Annotated in this window: 14 protein-coding genes and 1 pseudogene; 10 read left to right on the top strand and 5 right to left on the bottom strand. The window is 67.3% G+C overall.

Annotated features, from left to right (window positions below):
* Window positions 1–181 precede the first annotated feature (181 nt).
* Complete coding sequence (locus tag RM96_RS24515; RefSeq protein WP_039014326.1) at window positions 182–2,566, bottom strand: heavy metal translocating P-type ATPase; 2,385 nt, start codon at window positions 2,564–2,566, stop codon at window positions 182–184.
* A 149-nt stretch (window positions 2,567–2,715) separates the two neighbouring features.
* Here RM96_RS24515 and czcI point away from each other — a divergent pair, with 149 nt between their 5' ends.
* From czcI to RM96_RS24495, 4 genes are all read left to right on the top strand, one after another.
* Window positions 2,716–3,093 (top strand): cation efflux protein, CzcI family, encoded by a 378-nt coding sequence (czcI, locus tag RM96_RS24510; protein ID WP_039014328.1) that lies wholly within the window; start codon window positions 2,716–2,718, stop codon window positions 3,091–3,093.
* Between the two features lie 177 nt (window positions 3,094–3,270).
* The gene (locus tag RM96_RS24505; protein ID WP_063926013.1) at window positions 3,271–4,527 is read left to right on the top strand and encodes a TolC family protein; all 1,257 of its coding nucleotides are present in this window, start codon (window positions 3,271–3,273) and stop codon (window positions 4,525–4,527) included.
* Window positions 4,528–4,554: 27 nt separating this feature from the next.
* Window positions 4,555–5,763 carry an efflux RND transporter periplasmic adaptor subunit gene (locus RM96_RS24500; protein ID WP_039014325.1) on the top strand — a complete coding sequence of 403 codons (1,209 nt, stop codon included), beginning with the start codon at window positions 4,555–4,557 and terminating at the stop codon, window positions 5,761–5,763.
* 16 nt (window positions 5,764–5,779) lie between these two features.
* Window positions 5,780–8,977: a CusA/CzcA family heavy metal efflux RND transporter gene (locus tag RM96_RS24495; protein ID WP_039014324.1), complete on the top strand. Its 3,198-nt coding sequence runs from the start codon at window positions 5,780–5,782 to the stop codon at window positions 8,975–8,977.
* 58 nt (window positions 8,978–9,035) lie between these two features.
* Here the strand turns inward: RM96_RS24495 and RM96_RS24490 are convergent, their stop codons facing one another.
* From RM96_RS24490 to RM96_RS24480, 3 genes are all read right to left on the bottom strand, one after another.
* Window positions 9,036–9,440: a VOC family protein gene (locus tag RM96_RS24490; RefSeq protein WP_039014323.1), complete on the bottom strand. Its 405-nt coding sequence runs from the start codon at window positions 9,438–9,440 to the stop codon at window positions 9,036–9,038.
* 103 nt (window positions 9,441–9,543) lie between these two features.
* Window positions 9,544–10,971 (bottom strand): heavy metal sensor histidine kinase, encoded by a 1,428-nt coding sequence (locus RM96_RS24485; RefSeq protein ID WP_039014322.1) that lies wholly within the window; start codon window positions 10,969–10,971, stop codon window positions 9,544–9,546.
* The gene (locus RM96_RS24480) at window positions 10,968–11,651 is read right to left on the bottom strand and encodes a heavy metal response regulator transcription factor (protein ID WP_039014321.1); all 684 of its coding nucleotides are present in this window, start codon (window positions 11,649–11,651) and stop codon (window positions 10,968–10,970) included. Before RM96_RS24480 ends, RM96_RS24485 begins: the two co-directional genes overlap by 4 nt.
* A 169-nt stretch (window positions 11,652–11,820) precedes the next feature.
* On the opposite strand from RM96_RS24480, the gene RM96_RS24475 reads away from it, so the two are divergent.
* From RM96_RS24475 to RM96_RS24450, 6 genes and pseudogenes are all read left to right on the top strand, one after another.
* Window positions 11,821–12,306: a hypothetical protein gene (locus RM96_RS24475; RefSeq protein ID WP_039014320.1), complete on the top strand. Its 486-nt coding sequence runs from the start codon at window positions 11,821–11,823 to the stop codon at window positions 12,304–12,306.
* Window positions 12,307–12,391: 85 nt separating this feature from the next.
* A complete protein-coding gene (locus RM96_RS24470) occupies window positions 12,392–12,703 on the top strand; it encodes a hypothetical protein (protein WP_039014319.1) in 312 nt (103 codons plus the stop codon).
* A gap of 9 nt (window positions 12,704–12,712) precedes the next feature.
* Window positions 12,713–14,095 carry a TolC family protein gene (locus tag RM96_RS24465; protein WP_052279722.1) on the top strand — a complete coding sequence of 461 codons (1,383 nt, stop codon included), beginning with the start codon at window positions 12,713–12,715 and terminating at the stop codon, window positions 14,093–14,095.
* Between the two features lie 2 nt (window positions 14,096–14,097).
* Window positions 14,098–15,406, top strand: a pseudogene (locus RM96_RS24460) (multicopper oxidase family protein).
* 26 nt (window positions 15,407–15,432) lie between these two features.
* Window positions 15,433–15,933 carry a cupredoxin domain-containing protein gene (locus tag RM96_RS24455; protein ID WP_039014317.1) on the top strand — a complete coding sequence of 167 codons (501 nt, stop codon included), beginning with the start codon at window positions 15,433–15,435 and terminating at the stop codon, window positions 15,931–15,933.
* A 43-nt stretch (window positions 15,934–15,976) separates the two neighbouring features.
* The gene (locus tag RM96_RS24450) at window positions 15,977–16,321 is read left to right on the top strand and encodes a copper-binding protein (RefSeq protein ID WP_039014316.1); all 345 of its coding nucleotides are present in this window, start codon (window positions 15,977–15,979) and stop codon (window positions 16,319–16,321) included.
* A gap of 179 nt (window positions 16,322–16,500) precedes the next feature.
* On the opposite strand, the gene RM96_RS40210 is transcribed toward RM96_RS24450, so the two are convergent.
* Window positions 16,501–16,769: hypothetical protein (locus tag RM96_RS40210; RefSeq protein WP_238587397.1), on the bottom strand; the 269-nt coding region annotated here is incomplete at its 5' end.

Below are 16,769 nucleotides of genomic sequence, written 5' to 3'. Positions count from 1 at the left end.
ACTACGATAAGACTCCCGCCCGGCGGGCAAGAAGGCGCTTTTTGCTTCCTTTTTGGCGCAGTCAAAAAGGGAGTCGCCGGCTACGCCGGCGACACAGCAGAGCATCCAAGAACCAAGACCCGCGATCCAGCGAAGACCCATAAAAATCTAGGACAGCCCCCCACCAACACGCCGAAACCCCCTACCGCCGCGCCAGCCTCAACCCATTAAACACCACCAGCAGGCTCGCCCCCATATCCGCAAACACAGCCATCCACATCGTGCCCATACCCATCAGGGTCAGCGCGAGGAACACCACCTTGATGCCCAGCGCCAGCGTGATGTTCTGCCACAGGATGCGCGAGGTGCGGCGCGACAGCCGGACAAAGGCAGGGATCTTGCGCAAGTCGTCGTCCATCAGCGCCACATCAGCCGTTTCGATCGCCGTGTCGGTGCCGGCGGCTCCCATCGCAAACCCGATATCCGCACGCGCGAGCGCCGGCGCATCGTTGATCCCGTCGCCCACCATGCCAACCTTGCCGCCTGCGGCATGCGTGTCGCTGGCGAGGCTGGCAATGGCATCCGACTTGTCCTGCGGCAACTGATTGCCGCGCGCTTCGTCGATGCCGACCTGCCCGCCGATGGCCAACGCGGTATGCGGGTTGTCGCCGGAGAGCATGATGGTCTTCACACCCAGCGCGTGAAGCTCGGCGATCGCCTGGCGGCTGGTATCGCGCACGGTATCGGCCACGGCAAACAGCGCCTGCGCTTCAGCGCTGCCATTCTCGCCCATACGCGCCAGCAGCACGACGGTCTTGCCCTGGCGCTCCAGCGCCTCCAGCCGCGCTTCCAGCGCCGGCGAGCAGGCGCCCAGGTCATGGATCAGATGATGATTGCCAAGGCGATAGTCGACGCCCTGCACCCTGCCCCGCGTGCCCTGGCCGACCAGGGCCTCGAAGTCGGTGACTTCCAGCGTCCCGATGCCATCCGCCAGTGCTGCGGAGGCGACGGCTTTCGAAACCGGATGGTCTGAGCGCACCGCAAGGCTGGCCGCAATCGCGCGTGCCTGCGGGGCGTCAGCCACCAGCAGCGCGTGGTCGGTCTGGGCGGGCTTGCCATGCGTGATGGTGCCGGTCTTGTCCAGCGCCAGCCATGACAGGTCCTTGCCCTGCTCCAGATAGACGCCGCCCTTGATCAGGATGCCGCGACGCGCGGCCGCGGCCAGGCCGCTGACGATGGTCACCGGCGTCGAGATCACCAGCGCGCATGGGCAGGCAATGACCAGCAGCACCAGCGCCTTGTAGATCCAGTCCACCCACGAGCCGCCGGCAAGCAGCGGCGGCACGACTGCCACCGCGAGCGCAATGGCAAACACGGTCGGCGTATAGATCCGTGCGAACTGGTCGACGAAGCGCTGCGTGGGCGCGCGGCTGCCCTGCGCGGCTTCCACCGCGTGGATGATGCGCGCCAGTGTGGAATCGTCGGCCGGCGCCGTGACTTCGTACTCGAGCTCGCCGGACTGGTTGATCGAGCCGGCGAACAGCAGGTCGCCCGCGCCCTTTTCCACCGGCACGCTTTCGCCGGTGATGGGCGCCTGGTCGAGCGCGGACTGCCCGCGCACCACCTTGCCGTCCAGTGCCACGCGCTCGCCCGGACGCAGCCGGACCAGCGCGCCCACCGCAACACCGGCAGCGGCTACCACGCTCCAGTTGCCGTCCGGCATGCGCACGGTGGCCTGCTCCGGCGCCATTGCCATCAGGCCGCGAATCGCATGGCGGGCCCGATCCAGCGAAGCCGCCTCGATGCGCTCGGCGAGTGCGAACAGCACCATCACCATGGCGGCCTCAGGCCATTCCTGCAGGACCAGCGCGCCGGTGACCGCAATGCTCATCAGCGCATTGATATTGAGGTTGCCGTTGCGCAGCGCGATCCAGCCCTTGCGATAGGTGGTGAGGCCGCCAATCGCGACCGCTGCCAGTGCCAGCGTGGCAGGCAGCCATGGCACGCCAAGGCCGATCCATTCGGCCACTTCGGCACCAACAGCCACCACGCCGGCCAGCGCAAGCGGCCACCATGGCTTGCTGGCGGCGGGCGCCGGTTCAACCGCCTGCGCCCCGGCCGGCGCAACAGGCTCGGCCTTCATGCCCAGGCTCTCGATGGCCTTCACCACGGGCTCCAGCGAGCCCAGCGTGTGGTGCACCGTCAGCACCCGCTGCATCAGGTTGAAATCGAGAGCGGCCACGCCGGCCATGCCGCCCAGCTTGTTGCGGATCAGCGTTTCCTCGGTCGGGCAGTCCATCGCGTCGATGCGATAGGCGGCCGAGCTGGTGCCGGCGGGCGCGGCGACGCTGGCGCGCGGCGGCGCAACGGCAATGGTGCCGCAACCGCCGCCGCAGCATGCGTGACTGCCTTCCGCCTCGGCGGACGGCCCCGCATGGTCGTGGGCGGCGTGGTCGTGGTGACCATGGTCATGATGACCATGCCCGTGGTGACGGTGATCGTGTTCGTGCGCATGGCCATGCCCATGGCGGTGATCCTGCGCGGCAGAATCGTGCGGAACTCCGTATTCAGGTGTCGTGCGAGCCATTTCTTCTTGTCCGGCTGGATTGCCCTGATGCCATTGAAGACCCTGTAGCGACTACAGAGTCAAGCGGCCGACCCAAAGGCCTCGGCTGCGGCAGGGTGGCGCAGGCAACGCTTGCCAGCGCCGTGTCGACGGCCGCTATAATCGCGGCCATGCGTCGCCTGCTGATCCTCCTGTTCGCCATCGTGCTGCCGCTCCAGTTCACCTGGGCGAGCGCGGCCGCGTATTGCGACCACGGACGCGAACAGCAGCGCGAGCACGCCACAGGCGATGCGCCCGGCTGGCATTTCGGGCATCACGCGCATCAGCATGAGGGCGACGGCGGCGGGACCAAGTCAAAGTCTGCAGGCAAGCTGCCTGACGCCGACTGCGCCGTCTGCCACTTCGCGGGCACCAACGTCATGCTGCCCGTGACGGCCCAGCCCGCCTCCCATCACTTCGTCACGCTGCGATATCGCATGCTGCCGGTGGACTACGGTTCCATCCCTGCACGCACCCCCGACCGCCCCCAGTGGCCGCGCATCGCGTAGTCCGCTGATCCACGGCTTCGGCTGTTTTCCCGCTGTTACCCGCAAGCGCTGACCCTCCGGTCAGCATGCCGCGCCCGGATCGACGGACCATGCGGCGAGACCGCCATCGTCCTGCCCACACAGGCAGCTGACCATGGCGTCTCGCCGGTTTCCCTGGCTTTGATCTGGTGAAATTCGATGAGAACCGTAGTGATACCCATCGGGCTGGCTGCCGCATTGCTCAGCCTGCCCGCCTTCCCTGTGCCGGCCGCGCCGGCAACCACCACGACGCTCGTGCAGGATGACCCCACCGGCACGCTGACGCTCGACGCCGCACTGGCCCTGGCCCTCTCGCGCAACCACACACTGTCCGCCGCCCGGCATGAGCTGGATGCCACCGAAGGCGAAATCATGCAGGCGCGCACCATCCCGAATCCCGAGGTGGCCTATCAGATGGAGGACACGCGCAAGTCTTCGCGCACCACCACCGCCCAGCTCAACCTGCCGATCGAACTGGGCGGCAAGCGCTCGGCATGGATCGGCGCCGCGCAGAAATCGCGCGAGCTGGCCCAGGCGCAGCTGGGAACCACTGAGGCCAGCCTGCGCGCCGCGGTGATTGGCGGCTTCTTCCAGGTACTGGTGGCGCAGGAACGCGTCAGGCTGGGCGAAAGCGCCGTGCAGATCGCCACGCGCGGCGCCGAGGTCGCGGCGCGCCGTGTCGCCGCCGGCAAAGTGTCGCCGGTCGAACAGACCAAGGCGGAGGTCGAGCGTGCCAATGCCGGGCTGGAACTTGCCGATGCCAGTGCCGCGCTTGCCGTCGCCCGGCAATCGCTGGCCAGCCTCTGGGGCAGCACCACGCCTCGATTTGCCGAAGCCAGCGGCGACCTCGAAGCGCTGCCGTCCCGCCCCGTGCCGGATGCCCTCGACGAAGCGCTCGACACCGCGCCGGAGCTCCAGGCCAGCCAGCGCGAGATGGAACGCCGCCAGGCCGTGATCAACGTGGAGCGCAGCCGGCAGTATCCCGATGTCACCGTCAGCGTAGGCGCCAAACGGGAGAACGCCTCGGACCGCGGCTATTACCCGGTGCTGGGCATCTCCTTGCCGCTGCCGCTGTTCGACCGCAACCAGGGCAACCTGTACTCGGCCATCCGCCAGGCCGACAAGGCCACCGACGAATACCGCGCCACCCGCGTGCGCGTGGCCAGCGACCTGCGCCAGGCGTCGAGCCAGCTCGCGCTCTCGCGCAGTACGGCCCAGACGTTGCGCCAGACCGTGCTGCCCGCCGCGCAGCAGGCTTACCTGGCCGCCACGCAGGGTTTCGAAGCCGGCAAGTTCGCCTACCTCGAAGTCCTCGACGCGCAGCGCACGCTGCTGCAGGCGCGGGTGCGCTATCTCGGCGCGGTGGCTGCGACCTACCAGGCCGCCACTGCCATCGACCGCATGCTCGGTCGCTGACGCGATCGGGCAAACCAGGAATTCTTCATGGCAATCGACAAGACACAACGCACGGCAATCATCGCCATCCTCGTCATCGGGCTGCTGGCATCGGCTGCCCTGATCTTCACCGGACGCGCCGGCCCCCAGGATGCCGACGGGCATAAGGAAGGCGAACAGCGCGAGCAAGCGCCACCTGCCGCCAAAGGCAATGCCGGCGACCACGACGGCGACCGCATACCGATGACGCCCGAGCAGATCCGCAACGCCGGGCTCGAGCTGCGCACCGCCGGCGCCGGGCGCGTGCAGAGCGCGGTGCAGTTTCCCGGCGAGATCCGCTTCAACGAAGACCGCACCGCCCACGTGGTGCCCCGCGTCGCGGGCGTGGCCGAGTCCGTGCCGGCCAACCTTGGACAGCGCGTGAAGCAGGGCGACCTGCTGGCCGTCCTTGCCAGCACGCAGCTTTCGGATCAGCGCAGCGAACTGCTGGCGGCGCAACGGCGGTTGGAACTGGCACGCACCACCTATGCACGTGAAAAGCGGCTATGGGAAGACAAGGTGTCCGCCGGGCAGGATTACCTGGCGGCACGCACCGCGCTGCAGGAAGCCGAGATCGCCGCACAGAACGCCACGCAGAAGCTCACCGCCATCGGCGCAAAGCCCTCCGCTTCGGGCCTGAACCGCTTCAAGCTGCGCGCGCCGTTCGACGGCATCGTGGTGGAAAAGCACCTCGCACCCGGCGAGGCCGTCGCCGCCGACACCACCGTCTTCACCATCTCCGACCTCGGCACGGTCTGGGCCGAGGTCGTGATCGCGCCCAAGGACCTGAACCAGGTGAAGCTGGGCGAAAAGGTCAGCATCGCCTCCACCGCGTTCGACGGCACGGCAACGGGCACGGTCTCGTACGTCGGCTCGCTGCTCGGTCAGCAGACCCGCACCGCCACGGCGCGCGTGACGCTGTCCAACCCCGACATGGCATGGCGTCCCGGCCTGTTCGTCACGGTCAGCGTGGCCGGCGCGGAAGCGCAAGTGCCGGTCGCCATCGATGCCGGTGCGCTGCAGACCGAAGGCCGCCAGCAGATCGTCTATATCGAGGCGCCCGGCGGCTTCGAGCCAAGGCCAGTCACCACCGGCCGCAGCGACGGCAAGCTGGTCGAGATCACGCAAGGGCTGACGGCCGGCACGCGCTACGTAGCGCGCAACAGCTTCGTGCTCAAGGCCGAGCAGGGCAAGGCCGGCGCGGAACACGCGCACTGACGGCGGAGACCTCAACATGTTCGAACGCATCCTCAGTTTTTCGATCGGGCAACGCTGGCTGGTCCTGCTGGCCGTGCTCGCCATGGCCGCGCTCGGCGCGTGGAACTATGGCCGGCTGCCGATCGACGCCGTGCCCGATATCACCAACGTGCAGGTGCAGGTCAACACCGAGGCGCCTGGCTATTCGCCGCTGGAAACCGAGCAGCGCGTCACCTTCCCGATCGAGACCGCGATGGCCGGCCTGCCCGGGCTGGAACAGACGCGCTCGCTGTCGCGCTACGGCCTGTCGCAGGTGACCGTGATCTTCAAGGACGGCACCGATATCTACTTCGCGCGGCAACTGGTCAACCAGCGCGTGCAGGAGGCGCGCGACAAGCTGCCCGAAGGCACCACGCCCCAGATGGGCCCGATCTCCACCGGACTGGGCGAAATCTACCTGTGGACCGTGGAAGCCGACGAGAACGCGCGCAAGCCCGATGGCAGCCGCTACACGCCCACCGATCTGCGCGAGATCCAGGACTGGATCATCAAGCCCCAGCTTCGCACCGTTGCTGGCGTGACCGAGATCAACACCATCGGCGGCTTTGCGCGCGAGTACCTGGTCGCGCCCAGCCACGAGCGGATGGCGTCGTACGGCCTCAGCCTGCAGGACGTGGTGCAGGCGCTGGAGAAGAACAACAGCAATGTCGGTGCCGGCTATATCGAACGGCGCGGCGAACAGTATCTGGTGCGCGCGCCTGGCCAGGTCCGCTCCATGGATGACATCCGCGATGTCATCGTGGGCAGCGCGCAGGGCCAGCCAATCCGCATCCGCGACCTGGCCGAAGTTGGCCTGGGCCGCGAGCTGCGCACTGGCGCCGCCACCGACAACGGCCGCGAAGTGGTGCTGGGCACCGTCTTCATGCTGATCGGCGAGAACAGCCGCGCGGTATCGCGGGCGGTGGACCAGCGCATGGCCGAGATCAACCGCTCGCTGCCCGCAGGGGTGAAGGCGGTCACGGTGTATGACCGTACGGTGCTGGTCGACAAGGCCATCGCCACCGTGAAGAAGAACCTGCTGGAAGGCGCGGCGCTGGTGATCGCCGTGCTGTTCCTGTTCCTGGGCAACCTGCGCGCAGCGGTTATCACGGCACTGGTGATTCCCCTGTCGATGCTGTTCACCTTCACCGGCATGGCTACCTACCGCATCAGCGCCAATCTGATGAGCCTGGGTGCGCTGGACTTCGGCATCATCGTCGACGGCGCGGTGGTGATCGTCGAAAACTGCGTGCGGCGGCTGGCGCATGCGCAGCAGCACCACGGCCGCCCGCTCACCCGCAGCGAACGGCTGCACGAGGTCTTTGCCGCGGCGAAGGAAGCGCGCCGTCCGCTGATCTTCGGCCAGCTGATCATCATGATCGTCTACGTGCCGATCTTTGCCCTGACCGGCGTGGAGGGCAAGATGTTCCACCCGATGGCGATGACGGTGGTGCTGGCGCTGCTGGGCGCGATGATCCTCTCGGTGACGTTCGTGCCGGCAGCAGTGGCGCTGTTCATCGGCAATCGCGTGGCCGAGAAGGAGAACCGGCTGATGCAGTGGGCGCGCCGCCTGTATGCGCCGACGCTAGCCCGCGCCATCGCGAATACGCCGGTGGTGCTCACCTTCGCCGCGGTGGCCGTGCTGCTCAGCGGGCTGGTGGCCACGCGGCTGGGCAGCGAGTTCATCCCCAGCCTGAACGAGGGCGATATCGCCGTGCAGGCGCTGCGCATTCCCGGCACCAGCCTGACGCAGTCCGTGGCGATGCAGCAGCAGATCGAGAAACGCCTGAAGGACAAGTTCCCGGAGATCGAGCGCGTCTTCGCCCGCACCGGCACGGCTGAAATTGCGTCCGATCCGATGCCGCCGAATGCGTCCGACGGATACATCATGCTCAAGCCGCGGGACCAATGGCCCGATCCGGGCAAGTCACGCGACAAGCTGCTGGCGCAGATGCAGGCGGAACTGGAAACGATCCCCGGCAATCGCTACGAGTTCTCGCAGCCGATCCAGCTGCGCTTCAACGAGTTGATCTCCGGCGTGCGCAGCGATGTGGCGGTCAAGCTGTTCGGCGACGACAACGAAGTGCTCGACGCCACCGCGCAGAAGATTGCCGCCGCGCTGCAGAGCGTGCCGGGCGCCGCCGAGGTGAAAGTGGAACAGACCACCGGCCTGCCCGTGCTGACCGTCGACATCGACCGCTCGCGCGCGGCGCGCTACGGCCTGAACATGACCGATGTGCAGGACACTGTCGCCATCGCCATCGGCGGGCGCGATGCCGGCACGCTGTTCCAGGGCGACCGGCGTTTCCGCATCTCGGTCCGCCTGCCCGAGGAAGTCCGCGCCGACGTGGATGCCCTGCGCCGGCTGCCGGTTCCGCTCCCGGCCGGCACGCAACCGTCCCAGGCCGCTGGCGTGAAGAGCAATGTGGCGCCGCGCACCAGCTATATCCCGCTGGGCGAGATCGCCACATTCGACATCGCGCCGGGCCCGAATCAGGTATCGCGCGAGAACGGCAAGCGCCGCATCGTGATCAGCGCCAACGTGCGCGGGCGCGACGTCGGCAGCTTCGTGCCGGAGGCGATGCAGGCGATCGAACAGCGCGTGACGATTCCCGCCGGCTACTGGATCGCCTGGGGCGGCACGTTCGAGCAATTGCAGTCCGCCACAGCGCGGCTGCAGATCGTGGTGCCGCTGGCGCTGCTGATGGTGTTCGTGCTGCTGTTCGCGATGTTTGGCAACGTGAAGGACGGACTGCTGGTGTTCACCGGCATCCCGTTCGCGCTGACCGGCGGCATCCTGGCGCTGTGGATGCGCGGCATTCCGCTATCGATTTCCGCTGCGGTTGGCTTTATCGCGCTGTCCGGCGTGGCGGTGCTCAACGGGCTGGTGATGCTGTCCTTTATCCGCAGCCTGCGCGACGAAGGCAAGTCGCTGGACGACGCCGTCCATGCCGGCGCCCTGACCCGCCTGCGGCCGGTACTGATGACGGCGCTGGTCGCATCGCTGGGTTTCGTGCCGATGGCCATTGCCACGGGCACCGGCGCCGAGGTGCAGCGGCCGCTTGCCACGGTGGTGATCGGGGGGATCATTTCCTCCACGGCGCTGACGCTGCTGGTGTTGCCGGTGTTGTACCGGCTGGCGCATGGGCGGGATGAAGTTGAGGAAGGAGTGAAGGTGCTGCGCGCGCCCGCCTAGCACCTTGCAGTCGGGTAGCTCGAAATTTCGCCGCCCCTGACGGGGCGGCGAATCGGCGTCAATGCTCGCAGTTCACCATCCACGACATACCGAACTTGTCCACCAGCATGCCGAATCCCGCGGCCCAGAATGTCTTCTGGTAGGGCATCACCACCTGCCCGCCTTCGGCCAGCTCCTTGAAGATCCTGGCGCCTTCGGCCTCGGGCACGGCACCGACCGACATGGTGAAGCCAGAGAACGCCGGTGTCTGTCCCTGCCTGCCGTCCGAACCCATGATCTGGTTTTCGCCGATCTGGATGTTGGCATGCATCACCTTCTCCTTCCATTCCTCGGAAATGGGCTGATCGCCCGGCGCCTCCTTGTACCGCATCATGAAGGTCACCTTCGCGCCGAGGACCTTGCCGTAGAACGCCAGCGCTTCGTCAAAGCGCCCGCCGAAATTCAGATAGGGTTGCACCTGCATGTCACGCTCCTTGTGATGGCTTGTGATCGCCTGTGATTGACAACCCGTCCGGTTGGATGGGGTGCGGGGGTCATTATCCGCCGCCGGCCACTGCGCGCAAGGGTCAGCCCGCAGCAGGCGCCGCACTGGCCGGAAACTGCAGGGAAAACTCGGTTTCACCCTCGGCGCTGCGCACCGTAACGCTCCCGCCGTGCAGCCGCATGATGGTATCGACGATCGCAAGCCCGAGCCCGGTCGATGCCGCCGAATTGCGCCGCGAGGGATCGGCGCGGTAGAAGCGCCCGAAGATATGCGGCAGCGCATCAGGCGCGATGCCCGGCCCGGCATTGACCACGCGGATGCAGGTCACCCCGCCCTGCGCCGCCGGCCCGCGCTCCACCGACACGCCGACGGCGCTGCCGTCCGGCGCATGCCGCAGCGCATTGTCGAGCAGGTTGGTCACCGCGCGGCGCAGCAGGGTCTGGTCCGCGCGCACCGTGGCGGCGCCGGACACCGACAGGCTGACATCCCGATCCGCCGCCACCGCCTCGAAATACTCCGCCACCTTGTCCAGCTCGGCGCGGGCGTCGAGCACGCGCACACCCATCGCCACCTGCGCGTGGTCGGCGCGCGCAAGGAACAGCATGTTCTCAATCATGCGCGCCAGCCTCTCATACTCTTCCAGGTTCGATTCCAGCAGCCCCTCGTACTCGGCCACACCGCGGCTCTGTGCCAGCGTCACCTGGGTCTGGCCGATCAGGTTGCTGATCGGCGTGCGGAAGTCGTGGGCGAGGTCGGCGGAGAACTCGGACAGGCGCGAGAAACTGTCCTGCAGGCGCGCCAGCATGTCGTTCAGCGCGCCGGCCAGTTCACGCAGTTCGGCGGGCGCGCTGCCCACGTCCAGGCGCGTGGCAAGCCGGCTGGTGGTCACCGCCGCCGCTTCGGCCACCATACGCCGCAGCGGCCGCAGCCCCCGGCGCGCCAGCACAAAACCCAGCCCCGCCGCCACTGCCGCACCGCACAGCGTGGCCCACAGCAGCCGGTGCCGGTACTCCCGCATCAGGGCCACGCGATAACCGGCATCGCGCAGCACCACGATCTCCACGGCGCGGTCGGAATCGCCCAGCTGGCCCAACGCAGCGATCCCGCGCGAGGGCACGCCGTTCTTCGGCTTCCAGGTCTGCAGCAGCGATTTGTCCGGCTGCGTGGTGGCAGGCAGCACGCGCAGCGGCGGAATCGATTCATTGCGCGGATTGAGTGTCACGAGCGGCTCGCCCTGGCGCGTGCGCACCGCCAGGATGAGCCCCTCGTGGCCCATGGCGATATCGGCAAAGCGATGCGTATCGGCGCGGATCTCGGCCTCGGAGCTCACTTCGCGCAGCAGGTGGCGTACCAGCAGGACTTCGCCGACCAGCTCGCTTTCATCGCGCCCCTCCAGCTGCGCGGAGAGCGCGCTCGACAGATAGGCCGCCATACCGACCAGGATCGCCGCGGTGGCCAGCCCGTAGGCCAGCGCCAGCCGGGTCGTCAGCGAAGAAGTCAGCCGCCTCATGCCGCGTCCGCGTCCTGCTCTTCCAGCACATAGCCCATGCCGCGCCGGGTGTGGATCAGCTTGTGCTCGAAGGGATCGTCCACCTTGGCACGCAGGCGCCGGATCGAGACATCGACCACATTGGTATTGCTGTCGAAGTTCACGTCCCACACCTGCGAGGCGATAAGCGACCGCGACAGCACCTCGCCGCGTCGTCGCGCCAGCAGGTACAGCAGCGCGAATTCCTTCGAAGTGAGGTCGATTTTCTGGCCTGCGCGCGTGACGCGGCGCCGGATGGCGTCGATCTGCAGGTCGGCCACTTCGATGAACTCGCTTTCGCGCAACGGCCCGCGCCGCAGGATGGTGCGGATGCGCATGACCAGCTCGGCAAAGGCGAACGGCTTGACCATATAGTCGTCGGCGCCGAGCTCCAGCCCTTTGAGGCGGTCGGACAAGCCGTCGCGCGCCGTCAGGAACAACACCGGCGTATCGCGCTCGCGCCGCAACTCGCGCAGCACGCGCCAGCCGTCCATGCCGGGCAGCATCACGTCCAGCACGATCAGGTCGTACGGCTGCTCGCGCGCATGGGCCAGCCCGTCCACGCCATCGCGCGCCAGGTCCACCACGAAGCCGGACTCGGTCAGGCCCTTGAGCAGGTAGTCGCCCGCCTTGGGCTCGTCCTCGACAATCAGGATGCGCATGGTCTCTTCACTTTCCGCTGGCACAATGCCCGCCCTACACGCTAGCGCAGGATGCGCCCGCAATGGCAAAGATTGCAAAAATGTCATCTGCCAGGTGCGGCATGTATCGAGCGATTTTGAGTACAATGCCGGTTGACCGCGCACCCGCCGGTTGGTTCACCTGCCCCCGATGAAACGCTTCCTGAGCTGCTTCCTGTTGTGCCTTGCCATGTTCGCGCTACCCGTGCAGGGTGCCGCGGCGGCAGTCATGATGGTCTGCAGCACGGTGCAGGCAGCGGGCCTGTCGATGACGGAGCGGCACGCGGCCATCAAGGCAAGTGCCGAATCCGCACTCGGCAGCGCGTCGCACAAGCACTGCGGCGACGATGCCGTGCAGGTCATGACCGATCCTGACGGCAAGGCACAACCGCTGCAACTGCACGACACGCACGAAGGCCACTACGACAAGTCGCCGCACGACGGCCACCACGCCGCCGGCGGTGCCTGCAATGCCTGCAATGCCTGCGCGGCGTGCGCCGCGGCCGCGGGCCTGCTCCCCGAACTTCCTCTCGTCGCGCTCGCACACAGCGCGCACGCTGCACCGCTGGCTACAGCCACGCCGTTCGCCAGCTTCCTTTCCGTTCCCGCCGACCGCCCGCCTGCCGCGCGCTGCTGACACCCGAGGTGCGTCGATCGCACTCTCGTCCCGCTCGTCCGCCTTTCCGCGTCGCTGACGCTTACCTGCGAACAACGAGGTTGTCATGCATTCCGTGCGTAGTTTCGCCGCGGCATGGCTGATGCTCGGCCCGGCGCTTGCGCTGGCCCAGGCATCGGCCCCGGCCGCCCCACCGCCCCAGACCACTGAGCCGCTCGCCGTGCTGGACCCGAAAGCCAGCGTGCCGGCGTTGCCGCAGATCGCGGCATTCGAGGGCTACCAGCCCTACCAGGCGCAAGCCGTCGCACCGTGGCGGCAATCGAATGCCGCGGTGTCGCCGCAGCCAAAACCAGCCACGGCCGCTGAAAGCGCCGGCAAGCCCGAGGCTACCGGCGGCCACGCCCACCACAACCACTGAGGAACCCGCATGACGACATCCCTCATGTGGCGCCTGCGCCCGGCGGCGCTGGCGGCGGCTGCCCTGCTGCTGGCAGGTTGCGCAGGGTTCTCCGCCGACGGTGGATTCGGCACCAGCGCCGAGATCGCCCGTGACCGGCTGGGCAAGGACGCGGTCTGGGTACGCACCGACCAGGACCGCATCGCCGTCCAGGCACGCACGCAGGCCCTGCTGGCCCAGCCGCTCGACGCCGACAGCGCCGTGCAGGTCGCGCTGCTGAACCATGCCGGGCTGCAGGCTTCCTTTGCCGAGCTTGGCATCTCCGAAGCCGAATACGTGCAGGCCACGCGGCTGCCGAATCCGGGTTTCTCGTTCAGCCGCAAGACGTCCGGCGACGAGCTGAAGATCGACCGCGCCGTCACTATCGGCCTGATGAACCTGCTGGCGCTGCCGTTCGCCGTGCAGATCGAGCAGGGGCGCTTTGCCCAGACCCGGCTGATGGTGGCCGACGCCATGCTCCGCCGCGCCGAGGACACCCGGCGCGCCTATATCGAAGCCGTGGCGGCCGAGCAGTCTGCACGATACGCCGAACAGGTGCGGCACGCCGCCGAAACCGGCGCCCTGTTCGCCCGCGACATGGCACGCGCCGGCAACGTCAGCGCACTCGACCACGCACGCGAGCAGGCCTTCTACGCCGATACGGCCGCGCAGCTTGCCCGCGCCAGGCAGACGGCGCTGTCCGCACGCGAGCGCCTCACCCGGCAGATGGGCCTGTGGGGCACCGGCGCGCAGTACCGCCTGCCCGAGCGCCTGCCCGACCTGCCCAGGGGCCGTCCTGCGATGGCCGAGCTCGAAGCCGAGGCCATCGGCGCACGGCTCGACCTGCAGGCCCAGCGCCTGCAGCTTGACAGCCTGGCACGCTCGCTGGGACTCACGCGCGCCACGCGCTTTGTCAGCGTGCTCGATGTGGCCTACCTGCACAACTCGGAAACCGGTCGCCCGCGCGAGACTGGCTACGGCATCAATATCGAGGTGCCACTGTTCGACTGGGGCGGCGCTCGCGTGGCGCGGGCCGAAGCGGTCTACATGCAGGCCGCTTCGCGGCTGGCGGAAAGCGCCATCAACGCGCGCTCCGAGGTCCGCGAGCGCTCTGCCGGCTATCAGATCCGCTACGACATCGCGCGGCACTACCTCGACGAAGTCGTGCCGCTGCGCAAGCGCATCTCCGATGAAAACCTGCTGCGCTACAACGGCATGCTGGTCAGCGTGTTCGAACTGCTGGCCGATGCGCGCGAGCAGATCGGCGCCGTCAACGGCTATCTCGACGCCCTGCGCGACTACTGGCTGGCGGAAGCCGACCTGCGCGGCGCGCTCGGCGGACGCCTGCCGTCCGCACCTCAGAAAGGACAATGACAATGGTTTCCCGACGACATTTCCTCGGCGGCTCGGCTGCCGCCATGCTGGGCGCCGCCATGGTCTCGCGCGCGGGCGCCGCGGCACTGCCCGAGGCGCCATTACAGGCCACCGCCGCCACCCAGCCGCCGCTGGCACCCGCCACCGGGCGCCCCTACAACCCGGTGGTCACGCTCAACGGCTGGACATTGCCATGGCGCATGCGCAACGGCTGGAAGGAATTCCACCTGATCGCCGAGCCGGTCGAGCGCGAGTTCGCGCCCGGCATGAAGGCGCATCTGTGGGGCTACAACGGCCAGAGCCCCGGCCCCACCATCGAATGCGTGGAAGGCGACAAGGTCCGCATCTTCGTCACCAACAAACTGCCCGAACACACCACCGTGCACTGGCACGGCGTGATCCTGCCCGCCGGCATGGACGGCGTGGGCGGCCTGTCGCAGCCGCATATTCCGCCCGGCAAGACCTTCGTCTATGAATTCGAGATGAAGCACGCCGGCACCTTCATGTACCACCCGCACTCCGACGAGATGGTGCAGATGGCGATGGGCATGATGGGCTTTATCGTCGTGCATCCGCGCGACCCCGCGCAGATGCGCGTGGACCGCGACTTCGTCTTCCTGATCTCGGCCTACGACATCGACCCCGGCTCGTACACGCCGCGCGTGGCGGAGATGACCGATTTTAATATGTGGACCTGGAACAGCCGCGTGTTCCCGGGCATCGACACGCTGCCGGTCAGGCTGGGCGACCGCGTGCGCATCCGCATGGGCAACCTGACCATGACCAACCACCCCATCCACCTGCACGGCCACCGCTTCGAAGTGACCGGCACGGACGGCGGCTGGGTGCCCGCCCACAGCGCGCTGGCCGGAGGTCACCACCGACGTCGCCGTGGGCCAGATGCGCGCGATCGAGTTCGTCGCCGACAACCCCGGCGACTGGGCCTTCCACTGCCACAAGTCCCATCACACCATGAATGCGATGGGCCACAACGTGCCCACCATGATCGGCGTGAAGCAAAAGGACCTGACCCAACGGATGAATGCGCTCGTGCCCGACTACATGGCGATGGGCGAAGCGGGCATGGCGGACATGGGCGGCATGGAAATGCCGATACCGGAAAACACGCTGCCGATGATGACCGGCCAGGGACCGTTCGGCCCGATCGAGATGGGCGGCATGTTCACGACCATGAAGGTTCGCGCCGGGCTCGGGCGAAATGACTACCGCGATCCGGGCTGGTACCGGCATCCGAAAGGCACTGTTGCCTTCGAACACACCGAGCCGGCCGGCAGGCCGGAACGCCGATGACTGCTTTCGCTATCCCGGAGACCACCATGAAGAACAATCCCATCAAGCATTTCCGCACGCTGGCGATCGCCGCGCTGCTTGGCGCCGCCGCGCCGGCCACACCCGTTGCACACGCGGCCGGCAGTCATGCGGCCGGGCACGATCATGACGCCGCCAGTGCCATCGGGCAGCCAGGCGACCCGACGCGCGTCAGCCGCAGCATCGAGATCCGCATGGCCGACGACATGCGCTTCACGCCCGCCGAAGTCCGCATCATGGCCGGCGAGACCGTGCGCTTTGTCGTCATCAACGACGGCCGGCTGCGCCATGAACTCGTACTCGGGAGCGAAGCCGACCTGAAAGCGCACTACGCAGAGATGCTCAAGGCGCCGGAGATGGAGCACGACGATGCCAACGCCGTCACGCTCGACGGCGGCAAGCGCGGCGAGTTGGTCTGGCAGTTCACCCGTAGCGGGAGCGTGCCGTTCGGGTGCCTCCAGCCCGGGCACTATGACGCGGGCATGGCTGGCGTAGTCGGCGTGCGCTGACTGCGGCGCCGGTCACTAATGCAAATTGGCAACAGGACACGATATGAACAAGACCACTTTCACCGCCCTGGCAGTCGCAGCCATCCTCCTCTCCGGCACTCACGCGGCACTCGCCAATACAACGACGACCGCAGGCTCGGCAAGCGCTGACGCAACGGAATCCGCGCCGCAAACCGAAGGCGAAATCCGCAAGGTGGATGCCGCTGCCGGCAAGCTGACGATCAGACATGGCCCTATCGCCAATCTGGACATGGGCGCCATGACCATGGTGTTCCGTGTCCAGGATCCCGCCATGCTCGGCCAGGTCAAGGAAGGGGATCGCGTCAGGTTCACGGTGGAGCGGGTGAGCGGCGCGTTGACGGTAACGAGGATTGAAGTGCAGCCATAGCCGGGCAGCGCTTCAAGAAGGCAGTCTTCGCCGGATGGCGAGGCGATGAACAAAAAAAGAGCCCTCCTTGCGGAGGGCTGAAAGTCGGGGGGTGTAGCAAGATGCCACGATGCAAATGATAGCGACGTGGCATTCCGGCAAGGCGCCGAACAGCCGCAGCCGGCATGCGTTATTCGGGGTCAAGACATGGCATTTGTTGTCGCGACGGTAGAGGATTGCGCCGAGGTTTTCCGGCAGAGGAGTGTGTGCTGATAGGCCTGAGGGTAGTGGCTGCGGTTGGGTGTCGATGGTCGACGGCCGCAGGTTTCGGCCTGAAGGGTGATGGCTGTGGTTGGTTGATGTTGATGGTAGATGGACGGGTTTCGCCCTGCCGGGCGAGTCACTTTTGTCCGAGCGACAAAAGTAACCAAAAACGCGTTGATATGACTCCCGGTGTCAATAGATGGGG

It is taken from the genome of Cupriavidus sp. IDO, assembly GCF_000812465.1.
GTDB lineage: Bacteria > Pseudomonadota > Gammaproteobacteria > Burkholderiales > Burkholderiaceae > Cupriavidus.
Note: the sequence above shows the minus strand (reverse complement) of the source record. Positions and strands in the feature narration are given on the sequence as shown.